Origin of the sequence: Geodermatophilus sp. DSM 45219, assembly GCF_900104025.1 — a bacterium.
Classification (GTDB): domain Bacteria; phylum Actinomycetota; class Actinomycetes; order Mycobacteriales; family Geodermatophilaceae; genus Geodermatophilus.
Genome location: NZ_FNIQ01000006.1, coordinates 200,363 through 225,124 on the forward strand (window position 1 = coordinate 200,363; position 24,762 = coordinate 225,124).

Here is a 24,762-nt window from a genome sequence, read left to right on the forward strand (position 1 = left end):
GCGGTGGCGGCTCGTCGTGGGGTCCGGATCGCTGCCCTGTCGGAGCCCGGGTCGCCAGGAGCGGAAGGCTCTGCGGGTCAGCCCACGGACGTCGCCTGCTCCCGGTCCCGGGCGGAGGCGATGAACTCCCGGACGACGGGGTATACCTCGGCCTCCCAGCGGGAGCCGCTGAAGACGCCGTAGTGGCCGACCTTCTCCTGCAGGTGGTGGCGCCTGCGCTCCTCGGGGATGCCGGTGCACAGCCGGTGGGCCGCCTCGGTCTGGCCGGGGGAGCAGATGTCGTCGTTCGCGCCCTCGACGGTGAGCAGGGCGGTGTGCCGGATGGCCCCGGGGTCGACGCGCCGGCCCCGCCAGGTGAAGCGGCCGAGGGGGAGGTCGTGGCGCTGGAAGATGCGCTGGACGGTCTGCAGGTAGAACTCGGCTGGGACGTCCATGACCGCGCCGTACTCGTCGTAGAAGGCGCGGGTGGTGGCGGCCGCGGCGGCGTTGCCGGTGACCAGGTCGCGGTACATCCGCGCGTGCGCGGTGAGGTGCCGCCGGGGGTTCATCGACATGAAGGCGGTCAGCTGGACGACGCCGGGGTAGACCCGCCGTCCCGCGCCTCGGTACCGGCCGGGCACGGTGTCGACGACCCGGCGCTCGAACCACTCGATCGGCTTGCCGGTGGCGGACGTGTTGACCCGGTTGGGGTTGATGCGGGTGTCGATCGGGCCGGCCATGAGGGTGACGGAGGCGGGCTGGGCGGGGTCGTCCTCGGCGGCGAGCAGCGCGACGGCGGCGAGCACGGGGACGGCGGGCTGGCAGACGGCCACGACGTGGGTGTCGGGGCCGAGGTGGCGCAGCGCCTGCATGACGTGCTCGATGTACTCGTCCAGCCCGAACGCCCCGTGCGCGACCGGGATGTCGCGGGCGTTGTGCCAGTCGATGACGTAGACGTCGTGGTCGGACAGCAGCGTGCGGATCGTCGGCCGGATGAGCGTGGTGAAGTGGCCGGACATGGGGCCGACGACGAGCACGCGGGGCTGGCCGGTCACCGAGGGCTTCGCGAAGTGCAGCAGGGTGCCGAACGGCGTCTTGAGGGCCGGGCGCTCGAAGACGTCCGCCTCGCGGCCACCGACCGGCACGGTGGTGATGCCGAAGGCCGGGCGGTGGTGGGTGGGACGCGCGTTGGCGAGGATGTCGCAGGCCGCCACCATGTGACGGACGCCCGGGGTGCGGCCCAGCGGGGACGGCAGGGACTGCAGCGCGCGGGCGGTCCACTCGGACGCCGCGACGACGGGCGCTCCCATCCGGCGGTTCATCTCGTAAGCGCTGTAGAGCATCGGCCTGCCTGTCGCTCGGTCGTCGTCCGTCCAGTGACTTAAGTCACTTGCCCGAAGACGTTAACCGCTGTGTACGACGGTGGCGCGTCGGGGCCCCGGCGCGGCGACGTGGCGGGCAGGTGTCGCGGCACTGGCGTCCCGTGGGCAGCAGCCACCACTCCGGTCCCAGTCGCAGCTCGGGACGTCGCGGTGGTGGCGTTGCTCGGCGCTGCTGTGGCCGGGGTCTGGCCGATCTCGTGGAGGCGCTCCGGTGACCACGGTCGCCGATCCTGCTTACGGCTCCTGCGCGGCCTCGGGGACGTGCTGGTGCCGGCCGAGCACCACTTGGCGATGCTCCAGGACCGGGTGCGCGGCCGGCTGGGAGAGGGCTGACCGGCAGGAGCCCGCGGCGGGTCAGACCGTCTCGGGAACCCGCAGGTGGGCGAGGACGAGCTCCATCTCGGCGACGTCCACGATCCTGGCGCCCATGGCCTGGGCAAACTGCTCGCGCAGGACCCTGGCGTGCTTGCGCACCAGCCCGGCGGCGTCGCGGTTCTCGAAGCTGGTGACGCTGACGGTCCGGCCGAGGCGCCGGTCGACGAGCATGCTGACGCTGCAGAAGCCGGGCAGCTCCTGGAGCTTGGGCAGCAGGTTGTGCCGGTAGGCGTCGAGCAGGTCGTCGAGGTGGTTCGGTGCGATGCGGGCCCAGGTGACCTGCGCGCCGGCGCCGTCCCCGGCCGGGCGCTCCCGGTGCAGAACGGCGATCTCCCACTCCTGGACGTCGGCGTGCTCGCCGCCGAGGGTGTGCAGCAGGCGGTGCTGGACGGTGCGGTCCTCCGCGGCGGTGGCGCGCATGGCCTGCTCGTCGACCCAGGCGGTGGCAACTATGCAGCGGCCGCTCTCGCGGTCGGCGAGCAGCGACAGGCCGACGCAGCCGTCGGTCTGCTTGATCGCCGGCATCACCTCGTCGCGCACGTAGGCGATGCCCGCGTCGAGGGTGCTGGGGTTGCCGCGGATGCTGGTGGATCGGGCGTACATGCCACCTCCTGTTCGGGCGGCGCCCCGGCGGCATCGCCTCGCAGGTCAGCTTCTCGGCCGATGACCCGCGAGGCAACGTCTGGTGTAGCCCTACGGGGTTGCCGTGAAGCAGCTGTCATCGACCTGGGCAACCATCGGCACGTGGTCGCTGCCATCCGCGTGCAGGTGGTGGCGCCGCGGGCGCCGCTGCAGGTGGCCAACGCACTCGACGACCCCGTCTTCTGCGACAACCCGGCCGTGGCGGCCGGCGTGAGCCGCTCCTGGCTCGGTGCCGTTGATCGACGAGGACGGCTTCGTCCTCGGCTCGCTCGGCGAGTTCGACGACGAGCCCCGGGCGTTCTCGATGCGCGAGCAGGATCTGCTCAAGAACCGGGTGCGGCTGGTGCGCAGCGTGCTGTCGCTGCGGCGCCAGGTGGCCTGGAACCGGTGGGACGCCGGGATGCTGGCGGCGCTGGGCCGGACGCTGGAGGGGGTCGCGGCCGGCCTGCCGCTGGAGCAGATGCTCGACGTGTTGACCGCGTCGGTGGCCGAGCTCGGGGCGGACGCCGACGCCGACCAGGAGCGGCGGCTGCAGGAGACGGTGGACCGGCTGACCGCGGTGGCCATCAAGACCGACGGCTGGAGGCAGGCGCTGCTGCGGTCGGCGCGGCAAGACCCGCTGACCGGGCTGGCCAACCGCAGCCACTTGCTCGACCGCGGCCGGCCGGCGCTGGCAGCCGGAGGAGCGGTGCTGTTCGTGGACGTCGACCGGTTCAAGGAGGTCAACGACCGCGGCGGGCACGCGGTGGGGGACCAGCTGCTCGTCCGGCTCACCGACCGGCTGCGCCGGTACGTGGAAAGGGAGTTGCTGGGGGCGGTGGTCGGCCGGCTGGGCGGGGACGAGTTCGTGGCGGTGCTGCCGGGGTGTCCGCCGCTGCGGCGAAGGCCATCGGGCACGGGCTGGCCGCTGTGCTGGTGGACGAGGTCGAGGTGGGACGATGGACGGTGCGGGTGTCGGCCTCCATCGGGCTGGCGATGGCCGCGCCTGGGACGACGCTGGACGAGGTGCTCTCGCTGGCAGACCGGGCGATGTACGGCGCCAAGGAACGAGGCCGCGGCGTCCTGCACGTGGTGGGGGCCGAGCGGCCGGCGTAGCCGGTCAGCCGGGGCCGCCGCGGGGCTGTCCTCGCCTTGCACCCGGCACTGCATCGTGACGGCCGCGGGGGAGCCGGACAGTAGGGCGACCTGGCCGACCCCGCCGTCCTGGCACAACGGGACGTCGCCAACCACATCGCCGTGACGAGGTCCACGGTGGCCAGGCCAGCCGAACCGTCGGCGCGCTTCGTGGCGTCACTTAGCCCGAGGCCGCCGTCGGCGGCTCCCTTCGGCGACGACCGTGCCGTCGCCGTCGGGCCAGCGCGCTCTCGCTGAGCAGGGCGACGGCGGTGCCGGCGAAGCCGGTGGCGAGATCGAGGAGGAAGTTGTCCTCGCCGAGGGTGGCGGCGACGCGGCGGCGACGAGGGCGGCGGCGAGCAGGGCGGTGCGGCGCGGGGGTCCCTCCTCCGAGAACGGCCGCAGTTCCTGCCCCAAGGATCCCGCCCGTGGGGTGCTCGCGTCACCCTAGGCGGTCTGATGGCGACCGAGGGCCGCCATCAGCTCCGCGGCGACCTCAGCGGCCGGCCGGACTTCGGTCACCGCGCCGACGCCCGCTCCTGTGTGCACCGCCATCACGTCAAGGTGGCCCAAGGCGCCGGGCAGGGGCCGGAGGCCGGACCCGCGCGACACGGGGACCCGGGTGGAGCCGACGGTGGCGACGACATCGTCGTCCACGTCGGTAAGCCGCCCGACGGCTGAGCGCAGCACCCGGGCTCGCGGACTGGCGGCGCCAAGCGGGCAGCGGCGAACGCTCGGCCCTCTGGGGTCTTCGCCGACGAGCCTCACGAGTGTGCCCAGTCTGGTCCGAGAGCAGCCACTGGAATGGCGATCACGCGTGGCGCCAAGCAGGTATGTCGACCCTCTTAAGCCATGATCGACCTTCGACGCGCCGGGACGTCGAGGGCCGCGTTACAGCCATAGGAAGTGGTGATGAGGGTGCAGCTATGACCGACACTCTTGTGCCGAAGGCGTACGACGATGTGTTCGCAGCCTTGCTCGCCGCGCAGTCCGAGGTGCGTCTCGCGAGCCCATACATGGGCGCAGGAGTGCTCGCGTACTTCAGTCAACTCGCGAAGGCGAGCCCGGCCACGTGGAGGGTGCTCACAAAGCTGGACGCCGCCTCGGTTGCACACGGGTTGTTGAGCGCCCAGGGCCTGCGGCAGCTGCTCAGCGCCGGCGTCGAGCTGCGCTCGTTGCCGAACCTGCACGCGAAGGTCGTCATCACCGATCAATCCTTTGGGCTTGTCGGCTCGGCCAACCTCACGAACGCCGGACTAGGCGGTTCGGGCGGGAAGGCGAATATCGAGCTCGGAGTCCTCCTGGACGCTGCTCAGCGAAAGGCGGCAACGAAGCACTTCAACGATTGGTGGGACGGCGCCTTCCTCGTTACCGAGGCCGGCATTCAAGCAGTCGAGGAAACCGCGAAGCACTTGCCGGCCAGCGTGTCGGCCATGACTACCGACGCTGGTCCCAGCAACGACTCACTGCCACTAGTGGAAGACGCCAACCAGCTACTCGCTGAGGCCGGTGGCGTGAATCTCTGGGTCAAGGCCGTCTATGGCGATGAGGAAGCTGCGGACCAGGGATGAACCGACGGCGACTGGTTCTCGAGCAGCAAACGCGGTCGACCCAGTTTCGCCATCGGCGACCTTGTGCTGCTCTACTCCGCAGGCGAGCATCGCTGCAACGCGGTTCTCGAGGTCACCACTGAGGCTCGGTATGACCCGGCTTTCGTTGTGAGCGACGGGCGCCCGCAGGAGGAGGGCGACCGGTGGCCTTGGGTCAGCGAGGTGAAGCCACGCCTGCAGGTGCCGATCTCGGCCGGCGTCCCCCTGAGCCACCTCGGCTTCACCGGTCAGTCCCTACAGGGTGGGCATAAGCGTCTCGGGCTTAGCGAGTTCGCTGCTGCGGTTCGCTACCTGGTGGAGGCCAGCTCTTCGCCGGCGACGACGCCGTAGGCCATGTGTCGCTGCAGAGCAGCAATGCGATCCTCGATGTCCGCGAGGGGCAACCGCAGATCAATAGCGTGAATACGTAGGTCCGTCGCGGCGCCGCGAATCGTGTATTGGTCCGGCTGCGCCAAGCCATCTCCCGCGTAGATCAGGTGTCCGACAGAGAGCCCAAGCCGACGGCAGTACGTGACCAGCTGGTAGGCGTCAGCGTTAGGGAATGTGCCGTTGTCGTCGAGCAGCTTGTACTTCGTGTCGCCGACCGCAAGTACGGTGGCTCCTCGACTTATGACGAGGTCGGGCCTGATCTCGAGGCGGTCGTCCTCATCTAGCTGGTACGTCTCCTGTGCAAGCAAGCGCCCAGGCCCGAACTCATCGCTCAGGTCGCCGAGTATCTCTTCGATGAGCTTCTCGAAGACGAAGGCCATGTTGAGCGCAAAGCCGCGGGCCACGACTCCGCCGGCTCGGTGCTCCACGCTTCCTCCGCCCAGCGCCAGGTTGGCGAGGTGAAGCAGGCGGTGGACGTGCGCGTTGAGCCGAGTCGGGATCCATGCCGGCAGTCGCGTGCCGCGAGGCGGCAGCCAAACCTCGGCCAACAGGCGATCCACCCGACGAAGCCCAGCGACAGTGTGGGCGGGTACACCGGGCAGGCTCAACAGCAGCTGAGTTGCGGCCCGGATCAGCCGGTTCTCGTCCGTGTCGAGGGTCCACTCGTCGACCGTCACCTCGATGGGTGTCACGGCGCCGAAGCGTCGCAAGGCTTGGTCGACCAGGCGAATGCGCCCTCTAACCACCGGTAGCGACTGGTCTTCGGTCCGGTAGCCACGTTGGGGTCGCAGGGCGAGCGCTCGTCGGGCCTCCCGCTCGAAGAGCACGGCCAGGACAGTGCTGAGGTCAGCGTCGTCTGCGAGGCCGATCAGGGTCTCGTCCACGTTGAGCCTGCGGATTCCATGGGCCCGAGCCAGCAGTTGAAGCACCTTCACCGCCCCAACCTTGGGTGCGACGCGCACTTCCAGGTCGCCGCAACGGATGGCCCCCACCCACTGTCCGGCAGACACACGCCAGCCGTCGCCTTCCGGCGTGGCAGTGACGAGCTTCGTCCCGCTCAGCGCTGCGGCTTCCGCCCTCGTGAGCTCGACGCCTGTCACTACCTGTCCCTCGGACAGTTGCTCCAGTGCCAATCGAGTCACTCGGGCGTGCTCTCGAGTGCTGCTGGCTGAGTCAGCCCAAGGTCGGCCAACCACTTCGCGAACGGGTACCAGCTGGCGAGCTTGTCCTGGGCGTCGTAGTGGTGCTCCTTGAGCATGGGGAGCAGCTCCCGGCGCCACACGCGGTCGAGAGACGTCGCTTTCGTGGCGTCCGGGCGCATGAAGTACGAAGGCCCGAAGGTGAGCGACGGCTCGAGTCCGCGTTCCACCATTCGGCCGTTGATGCGGTCGAGTAGATCGGCGACGGCGGGCGGCTGTCCCGTCGCTTCCAACCACCGCCGTAGGACCCCGTTCAGCGCCGTCTCGCTCGTATCCATGGACAAGAAGACGAAGCGCCGGCGCATCGCTGCATCCAGCAGCGCGATAGAGCGGTCAGCCGTGTTCATCGTTCCGATGATGAAGAGGTTCTCCGGCAAGCTAAAGCGCTCGCCTTCGCTGTACAGAAGTTCGATCTCTTCGTCGCGGTACTCGAGCAGGAAGTAGAGCTCGCCGAAGACCTTGGCGATGTTGGCTCGGTTGATCTCGTCGATGACGAGCACGAAGGGTTTACCCGGGGCGTTCCTGGCCTCGTCCGCGATACGGCGCAATGGGCCGGGCTTCACGGCAAGAGCCGCGCTCCCGTCGCCGTCTCGATGCTGGACCGGACGAAAGCCCTCTACGAAATCCTCGTACGAGTACGTCGGATGGAACTGGACGAGGGCGTACTGACCCTCCACGAGTCCGCAGGCTTCGAGCAGTCGCTTTGCGAGAAACGTTTTCCCTGTGCCGGGCGGTCCCTCGAGCACAACCTGCTTGCGCTCGTTGAGGCTGATCAGTAGCTCCCAGATCCAGCTGTCGTCGGCGTGATGCAGGGACGCTGCGAGGGCGGCCGTATCGCACTCGAGGCGCGCCGGCTTGGCCGGCTGCTCGGCGTCATCTCCACCTGACACCTCAACGCTGGGATCGGCCTCGTCGACCTCTTGGGAACTCGTGAGCGACTCGTCGGACTCGACCAATTCGGTCAGGGGAGTGGCGACCTCTGTCAGATCAACGACGTCCTCACCCTTGAAGCGCAGCCGGGTCCGGACGCCGGAAGGCAACTTCTTCACCGCCGGCGCAGCGTCCGCGCTCCAGGCGACCGGCCGGCTCAACAAGGTAGATCCACCGATTTGCTCCAGCGACGCGCCGCCCTCCTGGATGCGTCCCAAACGAAGCTGATCTCCATCGACGCTGGCGACGACGTCCCCGGGCTCCATTCCGAGCACGAAAGCAAGGACGTCGCGCTTCTTGGCCTCCCGCTTCACGACCTGGAAGTCCGCGTAGCGCTCATCCACCAGGCTGCTCAAAGCGTCCTGAGTCGGCTGCTGCGGCAGCTGCGTGAGCCGCCCCACCGTGACGGTCACCCTTCCCTGGCTCAGCCAGGCGGGCACGCGGTTCTGCTGATCGATTTCCCCTCGGACTAGCCATGCCCGGACGCCCTCGACGTCTTGGCTCCACTGCTGCAGCAGCGGGGCGCTGTCGAAGCGCACCGGCTTGCCGCCCTGCCGCTTCTGGAGGTTCAGGGTGATGGTCTTCAGGTCACGCTCGAGGTCACCGGTGGGCGTCTCCACGTGCTCGGCGAAGACGTCGACCACTCGCGCTCGGTCCGCGGGCCGCAGCAGCGTGGTGAACGACGACGGGTGAGCGAGCAGGCACAGCAGCGATGCAACGCGGTCGTCGACGTCCGGGATGCCGCTTACCAGGTCGCGGAACTGCCAGGGGTCGGACCAGGCAGCCTCACGGACCTCCGGGGCATGGGTCCACCAGCGCCCCAGGATTCGCGTGAACGAGGCCAGCATGGCTGCGGGGGCAGCAATTAGCGCCTTACCGCCGGGCACGAAGCCGTGTTCGAGGTCGGCGGAGAGCTGCCATGGCAACCCGGGCGGGTCTACGGGAGGGATGAGCGGGTTGCGGATACGGCTGCGCTTGGTGCTGGGGATCATGTCGCTCAACGGCCCGACGAGGAGCACAAGTGCCTCGGCCGCCAGCGTGCGGGGCGCCAAGCTCTCGAGTCCCGGTAACGTGGCTGGCGTGGGCTGAGCGGCCGACTCGAGGTAGGTCAACAGTGCGGACGTCGTCGCCGAGTCCCATACCACCGTGTCAGGGAGGAAGGCCGAGCGACCGTTCCGCCATGCCTCAAGGACATCCGCCGCGGCGCGCATCGAATGCGCAGCACCAGGGCCGCCGTGGAGTACGCCGTGAGTGGGCCCGGCGGACAAATCCGGCAACATCTCGCCGCGCGCGGCGTCCCACGCCCAGTACAACTTGTTCGAGGCGTCGTACAGCGCGACCGGGTCTTGGTACTGCTCCAGGGCGGCCCGACCTTCACGAGTCAGCCGAAGCCCACCGTCGGAGGTGACGTGCAGCCACCCGGCGTGCACGACGTTCGTCGTGAGGTTCCAGTCGAGGTTGTTCCAGCCGCGGACCTTGCCGCCCTTGGTGACGGACAGGTCGTACTCGTTGAGCGGCACGCGACCCGCGACCAGCTCCCGCAGCTCGGTCAGCTTGAGCGGCGCATGCTGCTCCGCGAGAACCTCAAGGGCGGCACGCAGCCGTCGGCGGATGCGCGGAGTCCAGTCAGGGTCCTGAACCGGCTCAGCCGCGTCGGGCGAGTTCGATGGTTCCAGCGGTTCCGCGGTCACACCTGCTCCTTGTGTCGGGGCCCATGACCGGGCCGCGGATTTAGGGGACTGACGAAGGGCACCCCGGTACACACCGCCTCCGCCATGGCGTCGTATGCGGCGAGCACCAAGCGCTTCGTGCGGAACTCGCCGTGATCACGCTCGTCGTACTTTCGAACGACCGGGAAAGAATCGAGGATATGCTCCGTGTCCGCACGATCGAGGTTGTAGATGTGGAAAACTGCGGCATTGATCTCCACTTGCAGCTGCTCTCGGCGACTGTCGACCCAACGGAATGGTGGCCCGGCTGACTCCGGGATAACCGCTTCGGCGGCGAACTGCTGCATCTTGAAGGAAGTGTAGGTCAGCTCAACGACACGATTTCTCATCCACTTACCCAAGAGTTCGTCCGTCGACCAGCGGGCTGGCTGTTCGAACACTTCGGGCGCTGGACAGGCAAGTTGCTTGGCCAGGAAGATGGTCACGTGAGTTCCGGCAATCTTCGCGCGCGTAAGGTAGTCCCAGACGTAGCTTGACCATATCGCTAGGAGATTCGTTGCGGACCATGCGTCGGCTGGTATCGCAAACCACAAGCCGCTTGCGGGGGCGCGAGGAATCAGAACCGGGGTGAAAGTTCGTTCATCTACGCCGCGCGCTATGTCGCGCCAGCCCAGAAGCCATGGATGCGGCCACCCTTTGCTGCGCATGAAGGACTCGAAGTCGCTGCGCTGTATCCAGTAGCGGCTTTGTGCTTCTATAGACGGATCGTCGTGCGCATAGGTCGAGACTCGGGGCAATGCCCCTTGATTCAGCTGGGCTTGTGTTGCCCCCTCGTAGGTCGTGTAGCGGTGATCGAAGCGGCTCGTCATCTTGGCTTCATAGAGAGGCAAGTAGTCTTGGTTCTCAAGTCTCCAAGACCAATCGTCGTATTCCGCGCCTAGGCTCTGAAGCTCTTCGAACGTGTGAAACATCCAGGAGTCGTCGGCCATGTGCAGCATTCTTCCGAATGTCAACCGCCAGGGGTTTCGGGCAGGCGAATCGACGACAAGGTTTGGATGAATCCGATAACATGCAAGGTTGATTTCGGCATCGCGCCGTGATCGAAAGACGGGCAGTGTGCCGGTATTTGGGTTAAGAGCGAGAATTTCGTCGGGTGCCAGAGTGAAGCGGCGCGCATGCACCTCTGCAACTTGACGGCAGTAAAAGGCCAGATTCACCGATTTTGCGGGTTCGCCGCCCGTCAGAGATGTTACGGCGAAGCGGTAGGCGTGATGCACGCCCTCAAAAATCTTCGCTTCATTCTCGAAATCGTAAAAGGCGGCCAGTCGGGATGCCGTAAGGGCGTTGCTGAAGAATGCGGCCGTAGTAGCATCCGTGGCCAAACCGGTGGGCGTGATTACCCCACTCCGTCCGTCTGGCGACAAGCAGGTCCCAAAATGCTCGGCAAAGACGCTGTAGGTGTTTACGTCGCCGACCCCACACAACGGGAATCTTTTGCTGCTTCGCAGAAAGTAGCTCTCCGCCTCGGATCGCCGCTTCGCGGCCTTGAACTCCGCAAAAAGCGCTGGGTGCTCTTGTTCGAGGGCGGCGATAGCCTTCTTGCGGGCTGTTGCGTTCGTGGCCTCGGCGATCGCAGCATCCCGGGCGGCGAAAAACTCCTGCTCTTGCAGCTTGACGCGCTCCCATGGAGGATTGCCAAGCATGGCGGAGAAGCCGCCGGTCCAGCCCGTCGCCGTGTTCGCGGGTCCGTCATCCGGAACTGAGAAGATGTCCGGGAATTCCAAGTGCCAGTGAAAGAGCCGGTGTCGGGACGCGACTGCGTCAACGGCCGCGATAACAGATCCTGGCGCGCTGCCGGTGCCAAGCTGCTCAAGCACCTCGTGCGTGATGGCCACATCGCCTGCCGTCTTGCTGCCGAGAAACGCGGCGCACCAGGCGTCGGCGACCCGCCGAGCGCGCAGAGCGGCTCCGGTTGCTCGCTCCGCGTCGTATCGCTGGGCCGCCCAGACCACGTCCGCTAGGGTTTGCGCGTTTGCGGAGCGTTCAGCTACCTGCCGGAGGCTTGCTAGTCCGGCCTTGTTGCTGACCGGGATGCCGTGGTCGTTGAAGAGGTCCCCTTGCCCCACTCGCTGTGCGGCGTTGACCTTCCGCCACGACGCGGCAATCTTCTTGTCGTCGCCGGTTAGCGCAACGTAAGCGCTGTCGGGAATGCCGGCATGGAGCAACGCGGGCGTGGTGCCGAGCAGCGCGTTGCCGACCTTGATGTGGTGATCAAGGAAGGTGAGGGGCTTACCGGGTGTCATCGACTCCAGCCACAGGCTGACCTTGGCGAGGTTGGCCGCCATTGGGTTGACGTCCACTCCGTAGATGCAGCGCGCTACGACGTCGTGCATGGCCTTCTGGGCATCTGTGGGTGTCGGATCGATCTCACCAGTCCGTACTACGGCGAGGCGCTGCGCGATGCGGCGGGCGGCCGCGACCATGAAGTGCCCGCTGCCGATGGCGGGATCGCACACGGTGACGGCGAGCAGTGCCCGTTCCGGGTCGGGTTGCTTCTCGGCGTCGTCGAGCACCGGGTCGAGCGCGGTGTCGAGCACCAGCTCGACGAGTTCGGTCGGGGTGTAGTAGCTGCCGGTGGTCTTACGGTCGTGGCCGGCGAGTGTCTCCACGGTGTAGGCGTGCGTCGTTGGGTCATGGCGGGGGACGAGTTCAAGGAGCGACTCGTAGATCGAGCCGAGCTCCTCGGCTCCGAGGTGACGGAAGTCGATGAGCCGCCGCGGTTGGCCCTTCGGCTGCACGATCGACAGCGACCGGATAGCGGACAGCAGGGGCTGGTTACCCAACCGCAGCCCGGTCAGTACGTCCGCGGCGGACTCCTGAAAGAGCCCGCCCAGCCCGGGCAGGCCGAGGCGTGGCTCACCTTCCGCGCGACCGAGGGCAGTGAGGACGAGTTGGGCGCCGTCCCACAGGTCGGAATGGGCGCTGCCATGGCGGCGAATCGCGAGCCGGCGCAGCCGCGCCGCGGAGAAGTGATCGCGGTAGCGCTCCTGGACGTGAACGGTGGCTGCAGGATCCAAGACGGCATCGCGGGCCTCGGCGACGGACCAGAAGAGCAGCCGGTAGACCGTGCGCAGCAGGCTCTGGTGCACGTCATCCAGTCGGATGGCGCCGGTGGCGAGGTCGTCGCGCAGCCGCGCGTTGTCAGGGTGTCGCAGGAATCCCGTGCCGAGCGTGTGCAGGGCTCGCTCCACGCCGTCGCGGAGTAGATTCAATGCACGTACGCCCTGGTTGACGGCCGTGGTGCGCCAGCGTTCGAGCCAGCAGTCGGCCGGGACGCCGTCGGTGGGGACCTCGACTCTGGACTGGTGGGCAAGTAGATAGAGGAGAGCGAACTCGGCGAACAGCTCCCCGTCGAACATCGCCTCAAGGTCGAACTCGACGTATGCCGGACCGGTCAAAGTGGTGGAGTCGCGCAGCAGCCGCACGACACGACCGTTCGACACGATCGCCCACAGGTAGACGTCGGTGCGGTTGAGCATCTCCTGCACCATCGCGTGCGGGGCTCGATGGGCGGCGCCGGGAACGCCGGCGGTGCGCTTGTCCAGCTCCACGCCCCAGCCCAGCAGATGAATCGGTGTGACGCCCCACAGGTGGCTGACCGGGTATTGCCGGTCGTTGACGGTCAGCCCGCCCGGCCCGGTCAGCGGCACCCGCCCGTAGCCCAGTTCACTAAGCAGCACCGTAAGCCAACGCTCGCGTGTCAGCCCGACGGCTGGGTCGTTCTCGGGCAGACGCTGCAGATCGTCCCTAAACCGGCGGTAGACGCCCAGTAGGTGGGTCCACACCCGAGCCGCGGCCTCACGAGGGCTCTCCCCTGCGAGGTGGTAATGGCTGGTCTTGAGCCCGTCGAGACTGCCACTCAGTACGGCCGACATCACATCTGGCGGCAACAATCCACCGGCCACTCGGACCGACGTCAAGGAACCGCTCACGCCGGAGCACCCCCGGACGGCAGAAGGACCTGAAGGCTCAAAACGTCGATCGGCCGCTGCGCCGTGACGGAGAGACCTCGCCGGGCCGCGCCGGCGCCGGCCCGGGCCCTGCGATGTGCCCCAAGCAGGCGGTCTGCGTGCTCGTCGGCGACGTTCTCTAGGTAGGGCATCAGCGCAGTCATTCCGTCCAAGACTCGTTGTGCGGCGAGACGAGCGGCGTCCGCCGGCAGGTTCGCGGTCGGGCTCGCTCCGAGCAGCGCTTCAGCGCGCTGATCGGGCAACCAGACGGCGCTCGTCGGGGCACCTTCGAATGCAAGGAGGCGCGCGTCCTCAGCAACGCGGGACTCCACGCCTTCGCTGGTGGGCAGCGTCAACTGGAAGCGAAATCGGACCAGGAGCAAGGTCGTACGAGTCTGCACGGCGTCCGTCCGCATCACGCCGGCGCGTCGCGCCGGACGCTCACGCTCGGGCACCGCGGCGTCCAGCGCAGTCTCCAGGACGTACCGCGCGATCGTCTGCACGGTCGGATCCGTGCGAGCGATGACCGCTTCCTCACGTCCAGCAGGGGGTTCACTACGAAAGAGCAGTGGCTCGCGGAGACCGACGGGCAGGCTTTGCCATAGCCCGAGAGGGAGCGTCGATAAGACGGCGGTAAACCCGTCCTCGACGTTCGTAACCGTGGATCCGAGGGCTCGAAGCGTCCGCTCCAGGAAGCGGCGCAGATCACCGTGGGTGCCCAGCGCTGCTCTGACCTCGTCGACCTCCGCGACGACGTCCTCGGGCTTGATCGCGTGCTGGGCGAACCGAGCCCGGGAGGTCTTCTCCTTTTCGGCGGCGGACTGCCATTCCTTCTCGAAAGCAGCGGTCCGCTCGTCCAGCTGCAGGTCAAGCGTCAGCTGCTGGGCGTCCCGCCCCCGCAGTAGCAGTCCTTCGGCGAGTGCGTCGATCAGCCCATCACCGTTGCCGGGCACCGGCACGGCGACGCCGGTCGCCTTGGCGATGGCCCGGTGCTTACGGATCAACACGTCCAACACGATCCCGTCGATGCCGTTGTCCTCGCCGTACAGTGTCAGGGCGCGCACGACGTCCCGACGCTGGCCGAAGCGGTCGACGCGTCCCTCCCGCTGCTCGTGTCTGGTCGGATTCCAGGCCAGGTCGTAGTGCAAGACGGCAGAGAACGCGTCCTGCAAGTTGACGCCTTCAGAGAGGCAGTCGGTGGCCACGAGGACGTGCTGTCCCTGCTTGTCGACCAGCTCCTGGACGCGATGCTCCCGCTCCGCCGGTGGCAGCTGCCCGGTGATGACGCCGACGTTGACCTCGCGCCCGCGCTTCCCTGATAGGGCGGCACCCAGGTACTTGCCGACATAGTCGGCGGTGTCGATGAAGCGGCAGAAGACGATAGGCGCGTACCCGTCTGCCAGGAGCTTCTTCACCTGAGCAATCAGAAGAGCGAGCTTGCGGTCCATGGCCGGCCCGTCGAGCTCAGCCGCTCGGCGAGCGAAAGCCTGAAGACGGCGGCGCCCGGCCGAGTCGCTGCCGTTAACCGGCGCTTCGTCGTCCTCGACGAGGGCACCCGGCGTGATATCGAGCCCCTCGAGCATCTCTTCGTCCGCGCTGTCGAGCACGCCTGCGCGTCCGAGGAAGTCAACCTCAGTCACGGTTGGGACGTCGGCGTTGGCAGCCCGGGTGCGCAACGTGGCGGCCGCGGCGCTCGGGCTGGATGCGAGCGCGCGCAGCAGAGCGAGGGCAGACCACCAGCGGACTCGACCACGAACTCCGTTCGCGCCTTCCCGAACCTGCTCACGGGCGTACGCCAGTACGTCCTCGAACAGATCCCGGTACTGCGGGCTGAGCGTGTACGGCTCGTCCCTGGTCTGCCGGTCGCTCGGGAAAGGGGTGTCCTCGTCGAGGTAGTGCCGGATGTCGGCGCGACGGCGCTGAACGAAGTGCCGGGCGAGCAGCGAACGGCCGGCTAGAGTCGTGAGGTCCGCGGTGGCGAGGGCCGGATTGCAGAGCGCGATCAAGTTCGTGAAGGCGGTCTCGTCACCTGAGTGCGGAGTCGCCGTCGTCAGGATCAGATGCCTGGTCTCGTCGGCCGCCAACGACTGAAGCAGCTCGTAGCGCTGGTGGCGGGCCCGCTGCCCGGCGCCGCCACTGGCCACTGAGTTGTGCGCTTCGTCGACGATGACGAGTTCCGGACACCGCAGGACGAACTCGTGCCGCCGGCGGTCGCTCTTGATGAAATCGCTGGACACGATGACGAATGGGTGCCGATCGAACAACGACTCGTTCAGCATGAGTCCGCGCTCGAGGCTCTTCACGCTGCTCGTCAGGACCAGCGCAGCGTCGATGCCGAACTTCTCGCGGAGCTCGCGCTGCCACTGTTCGGCAAGTGCGGGGGAGCAGAGCACGGCCAGTCGCTTAACGGTGCCCTGAGCCAGGAGCTCGGCGGCGATCATGCCCGCTTCGATGGTCTTACCGATGCCGACGTCATCGGCGATGAGCAGGCGCACGATGTCCTGGCGCAGCGCGAGCAGCAACGGGACGTACTGGTAGTTGCGCGGGCTGACGCTCAGGCCCGCCAGAGACCGGAATGGGCCAGCTGAGGCCTGGAAGCCGACGCGCAATGCGGTGCGGAGCAGCTCCGTCGACGCCGCATCCCCGAGGTCGTCCGGCGTCGGGGTGGGGAAGGTGGCCGGCTCAACGCCCTCATCCGGGAACACCCCCACGACGTCGTCCTGACTGCCGCCGAGGGGCTGCAGCAGCAGGAAGTCCGGAGCGGTGCCAGGGAGAACCACCCACTCACGGCCGCGCGCTCGAACCAGACTGCCGACGGCAAAGTCGGTGGGGGCTGAGCTGAGGGTCAACGTACAGTCCTTCCAGGGCTGAAGACCCATGTGTGCTTGTCGGTGATGCCGGCCCAGTCGCCGTCGTGGTGAACCCGCACGACGGTCCAGCCGAGATTCTCGAGCCGTTCAGCCGCTTGGTCGTCGCGCTGCTGCTGATGGCTTACATCGTGCTGCGGGCCATCGACGAAGACGGCCACCGACATGCCGTTCACGTTGTACACGAAGTCGGGACGGGCCTTTGCCTCGCTGACGGTGCACTGGGCGTCGTCCGGAAGCCGGTATCCGTGCTCCTGCAGCCAGTAGACGAACCGCCGCTCGAGCCCAGAGTCGGAGAGCTTCTTGAGCCATTCCTGTTGGCCGCTGCGGTCGCGCTCACCTGCTCCGCCCGCCACCTCGGCTCGCACCAACTCCTGGAGTAGCGGGACGACGGCATGCCGGTCGATCGCGCTGTGGTCGTGCTGGTTGCTGTAGGAGAGCAGACAGTCGTAGCAGCCCTTCTCGCACCGCTCGCGCGCTCCGGGGGCCTGTCCGAGGTCCTCGCCGGTGTCCGCGTCGTAGTGGATGAGCTCGAGCGCTTTGCGCGCGACCTCCGCCAGCTTGTGCGGCTCTTCCAGGAGCCGGCTGAGTACGCCGGCGCCGCCCTCGGCCGACTCGTTCAGCAGCATGCGACCGCGATGGTCGGGATCGGGTAGTTCCTTGCTCTCGAGCTCGGAGTCCTCCAGCTGGAAGGTGGCTTCCGCCGCCCGCTCGAGAGCCGCACGCAATGTCATGGTGACGGTGTCGCTCGCTGCCTCGGTCAGGCGCAGGACAAGGAGGTTCCGGCGGTCCTCGACATAGGGCGTGACCTTGTCCTTGACGGCGACGTCCTCGGCGGCGTCCAGGCTGTCGGCGTCGACCGTGTTGTCGGCGGCCTTCTTGTCAGAGAGCCACCGTCCTTCGCGCCGGTCCAACCAGAATCCACGGTCAGCCGGATGCCTGCGGCGGCGACGGCCGACGTTGGTGATGCGCATGACCGCGGCGTCCGCGTACACGAGCTCCAGAACGGGGCTGCCGTCGACAACAGCCTCGGCCTTGGCGAAGCCGGGCCGCCCTCCCCGGTCGGGGAAGCGGAAAGAGACCTCCAGCTCGAACCCTGACTTCCGGCGCTCCTCCTCGTCGCTGCTGATCCGCTCGCGCCGACGGGTGAAGACGGTCTGCAGTCGCAGCAGCCCGTACTGGTTGGCGCCCAACTGCGCCTGACAGAGCTCACAGGTGTCAGTGCCGACGACGACGCCGTGGTGGTAGCCACAGCTCTCGCAACGCTTCGCTGTCTCGGTGATCGGTCCCGAGCCGGTCGAATCGTCCGGGTTGCGCGGAAGCTGGATGCGCGTGACCTCGTACCGCGCACCCTCGTGGTAGATCAGCGAGCCCGGGCCGAATTCGCTGATCGCCACGAAGCGGGGGCGCTGCAGGTAGTCGCCGTCGGCCTTGCCTCCGCGCCGGTTGGGGATGTACGCGGCCAGCGGCAGGCGGGGGAACGAGTATCCAGGCAAGAAGCCTTCGCTCGCCAGGTAGCGATACGAGTAGAAGTCGGTCGCGCCGAACTCTCGGTCCTCGTTGCGCAGCAGGATCAGCTGATTGCGTGCATCGGAGCGCCGTCGGTCCGCTTGCTGACGGTCACGCCTGCTTGAGCTGGTGTTGATTGCAAGCTTGTGCTGCTCGTCGTACTCGGTCCGAGCGGCCTGAAAGAGCTGCCGCCAGCGCTCGAAGGACTCGTCCAGCCGCCGGGCGGCGTGCTTGACCTGGTCGTGTACCCAGGTGTCGCTCCACCACGTCGGCTCCTCGCCGCTTGCGCGCCAGGTCCTGCGGAGATCGGCAAGCACCCGCGCGGCGGTCGCTTGTGCCCGGCTGTTGGCTTGCGGGTCGGTCAGTGCCTGCCACACGTCGGGGAATAGGCGGAGGGTCGGGTTGTCGCCGTCCGCCTCCAACAGGTCGGTGATCGAGGACTTCATCGACTGGTCGGTCTCGGCCAGCCACATGGCGTGCACGTGTGACCGGATCAGGTCCTCGTTCGTCAGGTCGAGGCGAGGAGCGACGACCGACCCCGCCACCATCTCCCGTGACCGGCGGAACCAATAGTTGTCGTGGGCGTTGCCGGCCGAGCAGTACGTGAGTACAAGGGCAGGCTGGCCACTTCGACCGGCGCGGCCGGACCGCTGTGCATAGTTGGCGGGAGTCGGCGGCACATTGCGCAGCCCGACGGCATTCAGGCTTGAGATGTCGACGCCGAGCTCCATCGTGGGGGAGCAGTACAGCAACGGAAGGTCGCCCTTGCGGAAAGCATCCTCACGCTCAATGCGCAACTGCTGCGGCACCTGGGCGGTGTGCTCGCGGGCGCGCAGACCGGCGAAACCGGCCGCCAGGTCGCGGTAAAGGTCGCGGAAGAACGGGTTCACACGCGCTGTGGCTTCGCCCTGGAAGGCGCGGCGGAGGGGGTCCGGCGCGCCGGTCTCGCCGTCCCCGGCAATCCAGCGGATGGCGGCTGCGCGCAGGCGGTAGATCGGTCCGTCGGGGCTGTCTGCTCGGGCGAGAAGGCCGGCATCAGTCAGGACTCGGAACAAGTCCTCGATGACCTGGCTTGTGTCGGCCGTCTTGAGCTTGCCCGGCAGGCCAGCGGCGTCCGTCTTGAGATACCGGCCGAAGGCGCCGCGGCCGGTCATTGCTAGGGCCCCTCGGGGACCGCCGGACCGGGACGGGCGAGGGAACGCGAATCCGACGTCGACCAGCCGCTCGTCCTCGGACATCGCCCAAGGATCGATGAGTTGTTGACGCGATTGCGCACGGAGGCGTTCGAAGCCTTCTTCGGTCAGGCAGTCGACGTCGATCGCGCGGACGCGGCGGAGCTCGTCGAGCAGGATGCGGCTCAACTCTTCGCGCCGTGCGGGCGAGATCTGGTCGAGGAGGTAGGTCCCCGCCCACGAGTCCTCGTCGGCAGCGATCTCAGCGAGGTCGCGGTAGCCGACCTTGAGAAGTCCGGTCTGCTCGAGGTTCGGCATGGTGACGCGCCAGCCTCGCTGCAGGTCGACGTACAGCTCGTATTCGACGACCGCTCGCAGCGCCCGCGCAGCGTCGGCCCTGGCGCCGAACTTCGCGTTCGGGTTGGCCGAGAAGTCCGCCGGCTGCAGATTAAGTGCGTCGACCACCGCGCCAGCGATGCTCTCATGGGTCAGTCCGTCGCTGCCGGCCTTCTCCAGTGCGGCATACAGGCCTGCACGTAGTTGGCTCACCTGTATGAAGTCGTTGAAGTGACCGGCCTGGAGGCTGGCGTCCTGACGGTTGTCGACGAAGGTGAGGAGCTTTCGGGCCTCGAGGTCCAGGTCAGCCTCCGGGATCGCGCGGAGATGACGAACGATCGAGGCGCTCAGCAGCGTCATGGCGCTCGAGCGGCCCTCGGAGTCGAGCGTTGCGAGCTTGCCGAAATCTTGGCCGCGAACCTGCTCGTAGGAGACGCCACAACGCATACAGAAGGCGAAGGGCGTCGACATGAACCATGCGGTCAGTCCGCTGCCGGCGTCGTCGAGCGTTCCGTCGGGGAGGACACGGACCTCGTCCGGCAGGTACTTCTTCTTGCTGTCGAGCATCTCGACCTGGTCCGTGTCCGGATCGGTGACCAGCCAGGAGTCCGGCAGACGGCCGCTGGCAACCGGGTCATGAGGCCAGGGCAGGTCGGACGAGATGTAGAGGTATCCGGTGATGCTGTCGCCACCGCTGGCATCGGCATCGCGTCGTGAGACGAAGGCGGTCTTCTGCCCGCGGCCCGCCTTGGCGACGACCAGATACTCCTGGCCGCACTCGCGACAGAAACCTAGAGGGAGCAGTGCCTTGTCTGGCTGGTGCGGGACGGTGACCTGGTAGAAGCCGGTGATGTGCCGAGTGTCTTCCGGCTCGATGGAGACGTAGACCGTGTCGCCTTTGGACAAGAACTGGTGAAGGCGGAAGGCAAACACTGGCCGGTCGATGCCCGGCTGACGGACGCGGGAACCTTCCTCCAGAACGCGGCGCAGCGCTGTCCGGCAGTCGTCCGCGGACTTGCCGGTCATTCCGGCCAGCCGCTCGGAGGCCTCGGGGAGAGTCGTTGGGGCGCGGCGGATCAAGCGATGGGTCTCGGGCTCGAAATCGAGCCCGAATGTGGTCTCGATCCAGACGGCAAGCGGATCGGCCACAAACTCGGAATGTGGCCTGGTCCTCGTCGTGCCGAGTGCCTCACCGACCGACGCGCGGAGTTGATCGGCCGACGGTGTGTTGTCGCGTGTTGCGCGCGTCAGCGTCTCGCCGATCACACGCTCAGGAGTGACCTCTGAGCCGAAGAGGCGCGTGGCGACATCGGCAACCACGGCATTGCGTTCCGCGGTTGTGCCTGCGCTGGCCATCGTCGCGCTCGTGCCGACGATCTGCAGATCGTCGCTGGCGCATTGATCTCGCAGACGACGGATCAGCATCGCCACGTCGGCGCCTTGGCGACCGCGATAGGTATGCAGCTCGTCGAGAGCGAGGAAACGGAGGCCCTGCGCGGCGCGGACCAGATGCTTGCGCTCGTCTGGTCTGGTCAGGACCAGTTCCAGCATTACGTAATTTGTCAGCAGGATGTCCGGCGGTTCCGCCAGGATCCGCTTCCGCTCGTCCGGACTCTCCTGCCCGGTGTAGCGAGCGAAAGTGACCGGCTCGCCGCCGTCCGAATAGCCGAACTTGAGAAACTTCTCAAGCTCACCGACCTGAGAGTTGGCGAGAGCGTTCATCGGATAGACGACGATCGCCTTGACGCCGGGTTGTCGCTGCCCGCCGTTGGCCTGCCGTCCCCGGAGCACTGCGTCGACGATAGGAACGATGTAGGCAAGCGACTTGCCGGACCCCGTTCCTGTGGTCAGGACGTAGCTCTTCCCGGACCGGGCAACTTCTACGGCCTCTCGCTGGTGCTGGTGCAGCACGATCGGGTCACGTCCGGCGTCATTCATGTCCGCTTTGCGGCGGAAGATGCGCTCGCACTCCTCATGGAGGAGGCCTTGGGACACGAGATCCGGGATCGACCCACCCGACTGGAAGGATGGGTTGAGGCTCAGCCAGGGGTCGGGCCACTGAACACCGTCGGCGAACTGCTGCTCGACGAAGTCGCTGATCCGCTCATCGCGGACCCGTACGAAGCCACCGGTGAACGCCCGGTAGTCGGCGATGACCTGCTCGTGGATCTTGAATATGTCCAAATCAACCCGTCCCCGTTTCGGTTTCGAGCAGTACCTTAGAGTCTCGACAAGATCACTGGGAGCAACCTGACGTGCGGGAGGGGCGCTGTGTCGAGTGGGCTCGCTGCGAAGAGTCCATCGCAGCTAACGCCTGCCGGTCGAGCGGTCGCAGGCGAGTGAGGCCCTGCAGTTCAGTTGGAGCCAGACCTCTGGCCGGACGGTGTCCGGGGCGGGCGGACACGGGTCCCGTAGTCAGGCCACCTTGGCGGCGTGGAAGACGTCGGCCGGCAGGGCGTGGTCCAGTTGCCACAGGATGCGCATGGGGCGCTCGCCGGTGTGGGACACGTAGGTCATCGGCCCCGCGTAGAGGTAGGACGGCGTGCCGAGCGTCCCGTCCGCCATCTTGGACTTGCGGACAAACAGGTGCACGGACGTACCCATCTCCCAGTGGTTGATGTAGCGCTGCCCGGTTGCTGACCGCTCCGCCGTCGCGTTCTGCGACTCCCACTGGAAGAGCGTCGGTGTGATGGCGTGGTCGGCGTACATGGTGGTGGGGGAGAAGTGTGCCTCCGACTTCTGCAGGGTCACGAAGAAGACGTCGGCGCGGTCGCCGGGCACCCAGCGCACGCCTGAGCCCCACGTGCCGTTGAGGTCTGCGAGCCCGAAGGCCGCCAGCGCCTCGTCCCGGCTGTAGCGCGCGTGCACGTGCAGCGGACGATCGCCGGCTTCCGTGAGCGGACGAGCCACCCGGTGAATCCGCTCCTGCAGCACATCGCTCAGCTCGACGACTTCCTCGCCGCGGCCACGGTTCGCCAGCAGTCGAGCCAGTGACTCTTCGATGCTGCTGAACGGCGTCCGCGAGCCGAACAGTGAGAAGTGCAGCATCGCAGCCATCCGCCGCAGTCGGGCGCTGGCCTGCGCCGCGGCGTGGGGCCGGATGACCGACCGCAAGAACCGCAACCGCTCCAGGTCATCGACATGCAGCATCCGGCCGAGCGCGGCGCCGAGCGCGGCGTCGTCCGGCCCCGGGGCGTCGTCGGCCCAGCCGGCGGCTCGCTTGAGGTCCAGCCAACTGCGACCGTTGCCGCGGTACAGGTCCTCGAGTTCGACGCCCGTCTCCGCGAGGAAGTCGGCCAGCGACGGCGACTGCTCGCGCTTGGCCTCGCTAACCAGCCCCTTCCACGACACGCTCAGCGACTGCTTGATGTTGTCGAGGACAATCCGCTGGGCCACGCGGTCGAGCTCGATGTGGCACCCGGCCGGCAGGGTGGGGAAGCCCTGCTCGACGTCGCGCTGCACCCCTCGTCGAGAACTGCCGGTCAGCGCTCGGAAGCGCAGGTCGAAGCGGAACTCCTTGTGCTGGGCGCCGATGAAGTCGAGGACGGTCAGGCAGGCCTTGTCCTCGGCCAGGCGCAGGCCGCGACCCAGCTGCTGGAGGAACACCGTCGCGCTCTCCGTGGGTCGGAGGAACAACACGGTGTCGACGGTCGGGATGTCGAGGCCCTCGTTGAACAGGTCGACGGTGAACAGGACGTTGACCGTCCGGTCTCGCAGCGCGGCCAGTGCCGCTGCCCGCTCCTCGCGAGTCGACGCCGACGTCACCGCGCGGCTCGGGATGCCGGCCCTCGTGAACCGGTCGGCCATGTACTGCGCGTGCTGGACGCTGACGCAGAAGCCCAGCGCCCGCATCCGGCCGGGGTCCTCGACCTTGTCCTTCACCGCCTGCAGGACCAGCCGAACGCGGTGGTCGTCGCCGGTGTAGACGTTGGTCAGCTCGGTGGTGTCGTATCCGCGACCGCGCTTCCATCGCAGCTGGTCGAGGGCGACGTCGTCGTGGACGCCGAAGTACTGGAACGGTGCGAGGAGGCTCTGCTCGAGTGCTTCCCACAGCCGCAGCTCGACGGCGGTGCGTCCGTCGAACCAGGTGCGCACGTCGGCGCCGTCGGTCCGCTCGGGCGTCGCGGTCAGTCCGAGCAGGACGCTGGGCTTCAGGTGCTCAAGCAGTCGCCGATAGGTGGCCGCCTCGGCGTGGTGGAACTCGTCGACGACGACGACGTCGAAGTGCGTGGGATCGAGCTCGTCGAGGTCGAGCTGATTTAGCGACTGGACGGAACCGAACACGTGCCGCCACTCGCGAGGACGCTGGCCGCCGACGAACAGTTCCCCGAAGTCGCCCTGCCGCAGGACGTGCCGGAACGTCGACAGGCTCTGGGTCAGCAGCTCCTCGCGGTGGGCGACGAACAGGAGCCGGTCGACCATGCCGCTCTCGCGCAGGCGCCGGTAGTCCAGCGCGGAGACGACCGTCTTGCCGGTGCCGGTCGCCATCACCACGAGGTTGCGCCACCGGTTGTGGACCGTCCGCTCGGCGTCGAGCCCCTCGAGGATCTCCCGCTGGTAGCCAAAGGGACGGACATCGAGCGTGGTGATCTCGATGGGCAGGTCGGACGGACCGCCGCGCTCCGCGGCGAGCGCCTCGCGGAGCCGGTCGCCGTCACGGTGCGGCTCGTAGGTCTCGAACGACGGGTCGAGCCAGTAGCTGTCGAAGGTCTCGGCGAAGGTGGTGAGTAGGTGCGCCTGCTCGACGTTGGACAGCCGGACGTTCCACTCGAGACCGTCGGTCAAAGCGGTGCGGGAGAGGTTCGACGAGCCGACATACGCCGTCGACAGGCCGGTGGCGCGGCGGAACAGCCAGGCCTTGGCGTGCAGCCGCGTCGTCCGGGTCTCGTAGGAGACCTTGACCTCGGCACCCAACTCGACCAGGCGGTCGAGGGCGCGCTGGTCGATGGCACCCATGTACGTGGTGGTGATGACCCGTAGCCGGCCGCCGCGCTCGCGCAGCTCGCTGACTTGCTTCTCGATGACCCGTAGGCCCTGCCACTTGATGAAGGCGCACAACAGGTCGACCCGGTCAACCGAGGCCATCTCGCGGGTCACCTCGTAGCCGATCCGCGGTTGTCCGCGGCCGTTGACGAGGAGCGCGCTGGTGGACAGGGGCACTTCAGGTCGTTGAGGGAAGGTCGTGGGTCCTGGCGTGCGGGATGCCTTGGCGATGGCAAGCAGCGTGCGCGGCGGTTCGGCGACTGCGTCCTCGGGGGCTGCAGCCTCTGGCGCCAGTGCAGTGATGGCCTTGACCATGTCATTGGCCAGAGCGACCTGCCGACTGACTGCAGCCCGGTCACTGCCGCCGGCGCTGCGCAATGCGCGCGAGGTCAGCACCGTGATGTGGCGGGTCAGCGTCTCGTGCGCGTCGACGGGATCGAGCTCGCTGAGCGAGACGAGTTGAGGGTCTGCGCCGGCCAGTCGACCGCTCAGGGCCTCGGTCAGCAGGTGTTCGTAGACGCCCGGAGTCAAGTCCCCCATGTCCGCAACGTAAGCGGACGAATGCGGTTCTCTGAGGAGCGACCCGGCACTTGGACCAGCGAGTCGCGGCTGTGTC

Annotated in this window: 11 protein-coding genes; 3 read left to right on the forward strand and 8 right to left on the reverse strand. The window is 67.5% G+C overall.

Going from position 1 to position 24,762, the window contains the following annotated elements; translation table 11 throughout:
- Positions 1-77: 77 nt before the first annotated feature.
- Both BLR12_RS19360 and BLR12_RS19370 read right to left on the reverse strand, forming a co-directional pair.
- Positions 78-1,322, reverse strand: a complete 1,245-nt coding sequence (locus tag BLR12_RS19360; protein WP_091381601.1) for a polyhydroxyalkanoate depolymerase — start codon at positions 1,320-1,322, stop codon at positions 78-80.
- 393 nt (positions 1,323-1,715) lie between these two features.
- The gene (locus BLR12_RS19370) at positions 1,716-2,339 is read right to left on the reverse strand and encodes a hypothetical protein (protein WP_091381605.1); all 624 of its coding nucleotides are present in this window, start codon (positions 2,337-2,339) and stop codon (positions 1,716-1,718) included.
- 268 nt (positions 2,340-2,607) lie between these two features.
- Between BLR12_RS19370 and BLR12_RS24905 the strand changes: the two genes are divergently transcribed.
- The 3 genes from BLR12_RS24905 (at position 2,608) to BLR12_RS19390 (ending at position 5,062) form a co-directional block, all read left to right on the forward strand.
- Complete coding sequence (locus tag BLR12_RS24905) at positions 2,608-3,618, forward strand: GGDEF domain-containing protein (RefSeq protein ID WP_218120747.1); 1,011 nt, start codon at positions 2,608-2,610, stop codon at positions 3,616-3,618.
- A 332-nt stretch (positions 3,619-3,950) separates the two neighbouring features.
- Entirely contained in the window at positions 3,951-4,172 is a 222-nt protein-coding gene (locus BLR12_RS24910; protein WP_218120748.1) for a hypothetical protein, read from the forward strand.
- A 245-nt stretch (positions 4,173-4,417) separates the two neighbouring features.
- Positions 4,418-5,062, forward strand: a complete 645-nt coding sequence (locus tag BLR12_RS19390; protein ID WP_176832595.1) for a phospholipase D-like domain-containing protein — start codon at positions 4,418-4,420, stop codon at positions 5,060-5,062.
- A 326-nt stretch (positions 5,063-5,388) separates the two neighbouring features.
- Here BLR12_RS19390 and BLR12_RS19400 read toward each other — a convergent pair whose 3' ends face one another.
- From BLR12_RS19400 to BLR12_RS19425, 6 genes are all read right to left on the reverse strand, one after another.
- Entirely contained in the window at positions 5,389-6,570 is a 1,182-nt protein-coding gene (locus BLR12_RS19400) for an McrC family protein (RefSeq protein WP_218120749.1), read from the reverse strand.
- A gap of 38 nt (positions 6,571-6,608) precedes the next feature.
- Positions 6,609-9,290: an AAA family ATPase gene (locus BLR12_RS19405; RefSeq protein WP_091381617.1), complete on the reverse strand. Its 2,682-nt coding sequence runs from the start codon at positions 9,288-9,290 to the stop codon at positions 6,609-6,611.
- Complete coding sequence (locus BLR12_RS19410; protein WP_218120750.1) at positions 9,287-13,261, reverse strand: Eco57I restriction-modification methylase domain-containing protein; 3,975 nt, start codon at positions 13,259-13,261, stop codon at positions 9,287-9,289. The genes BLR12_RS19405 and BLR12_RS19410 overlap by 4 nt, the downstream gene beginning before the upstream one ends.
- Complete coding sequence (locus BLR12_RS19415) at positions 13,258-16,128, reverse strand: helicase-related protein (RefSeq protein WP_218120751.1); 2,871 nt, start codon at positions 16,126-16,128, stop codon at positions 13,258-13,260. The genes BLR12_RS19410 and BLR12_RS19415 overlap by 4 nt, the downstream gene beginning before the upstream one ends.
- Entirely contained in the window at positions 16,125-21,347 is a 5,223-nt protein-coding gene (locus BLR12_RS19420) for a DEAD/DEAH box helicase (protein ID WP_091381621.1), read from the reverse strand. Before BLR12_RS19420 ends, BLR12_RS19415 begins: the two co-directional genes overlap by 4 nt.
- Positions 21,348-21,578: 231 nt before the next feature.
- Positions 21,579-24,686: a DEAD/DEAH box helicase gene (locus BLR12_RS19425; protein ID WP_091381623.1), complete on the reverse strand. Its 3,108-nt coding sequence runs from the start codon at positions 24,684-24,686 to the stop codon at positions 21,579-21,581.
- Between the last annotated feature and the right edge of the window lie 76 nt (positions 24,687-24,762).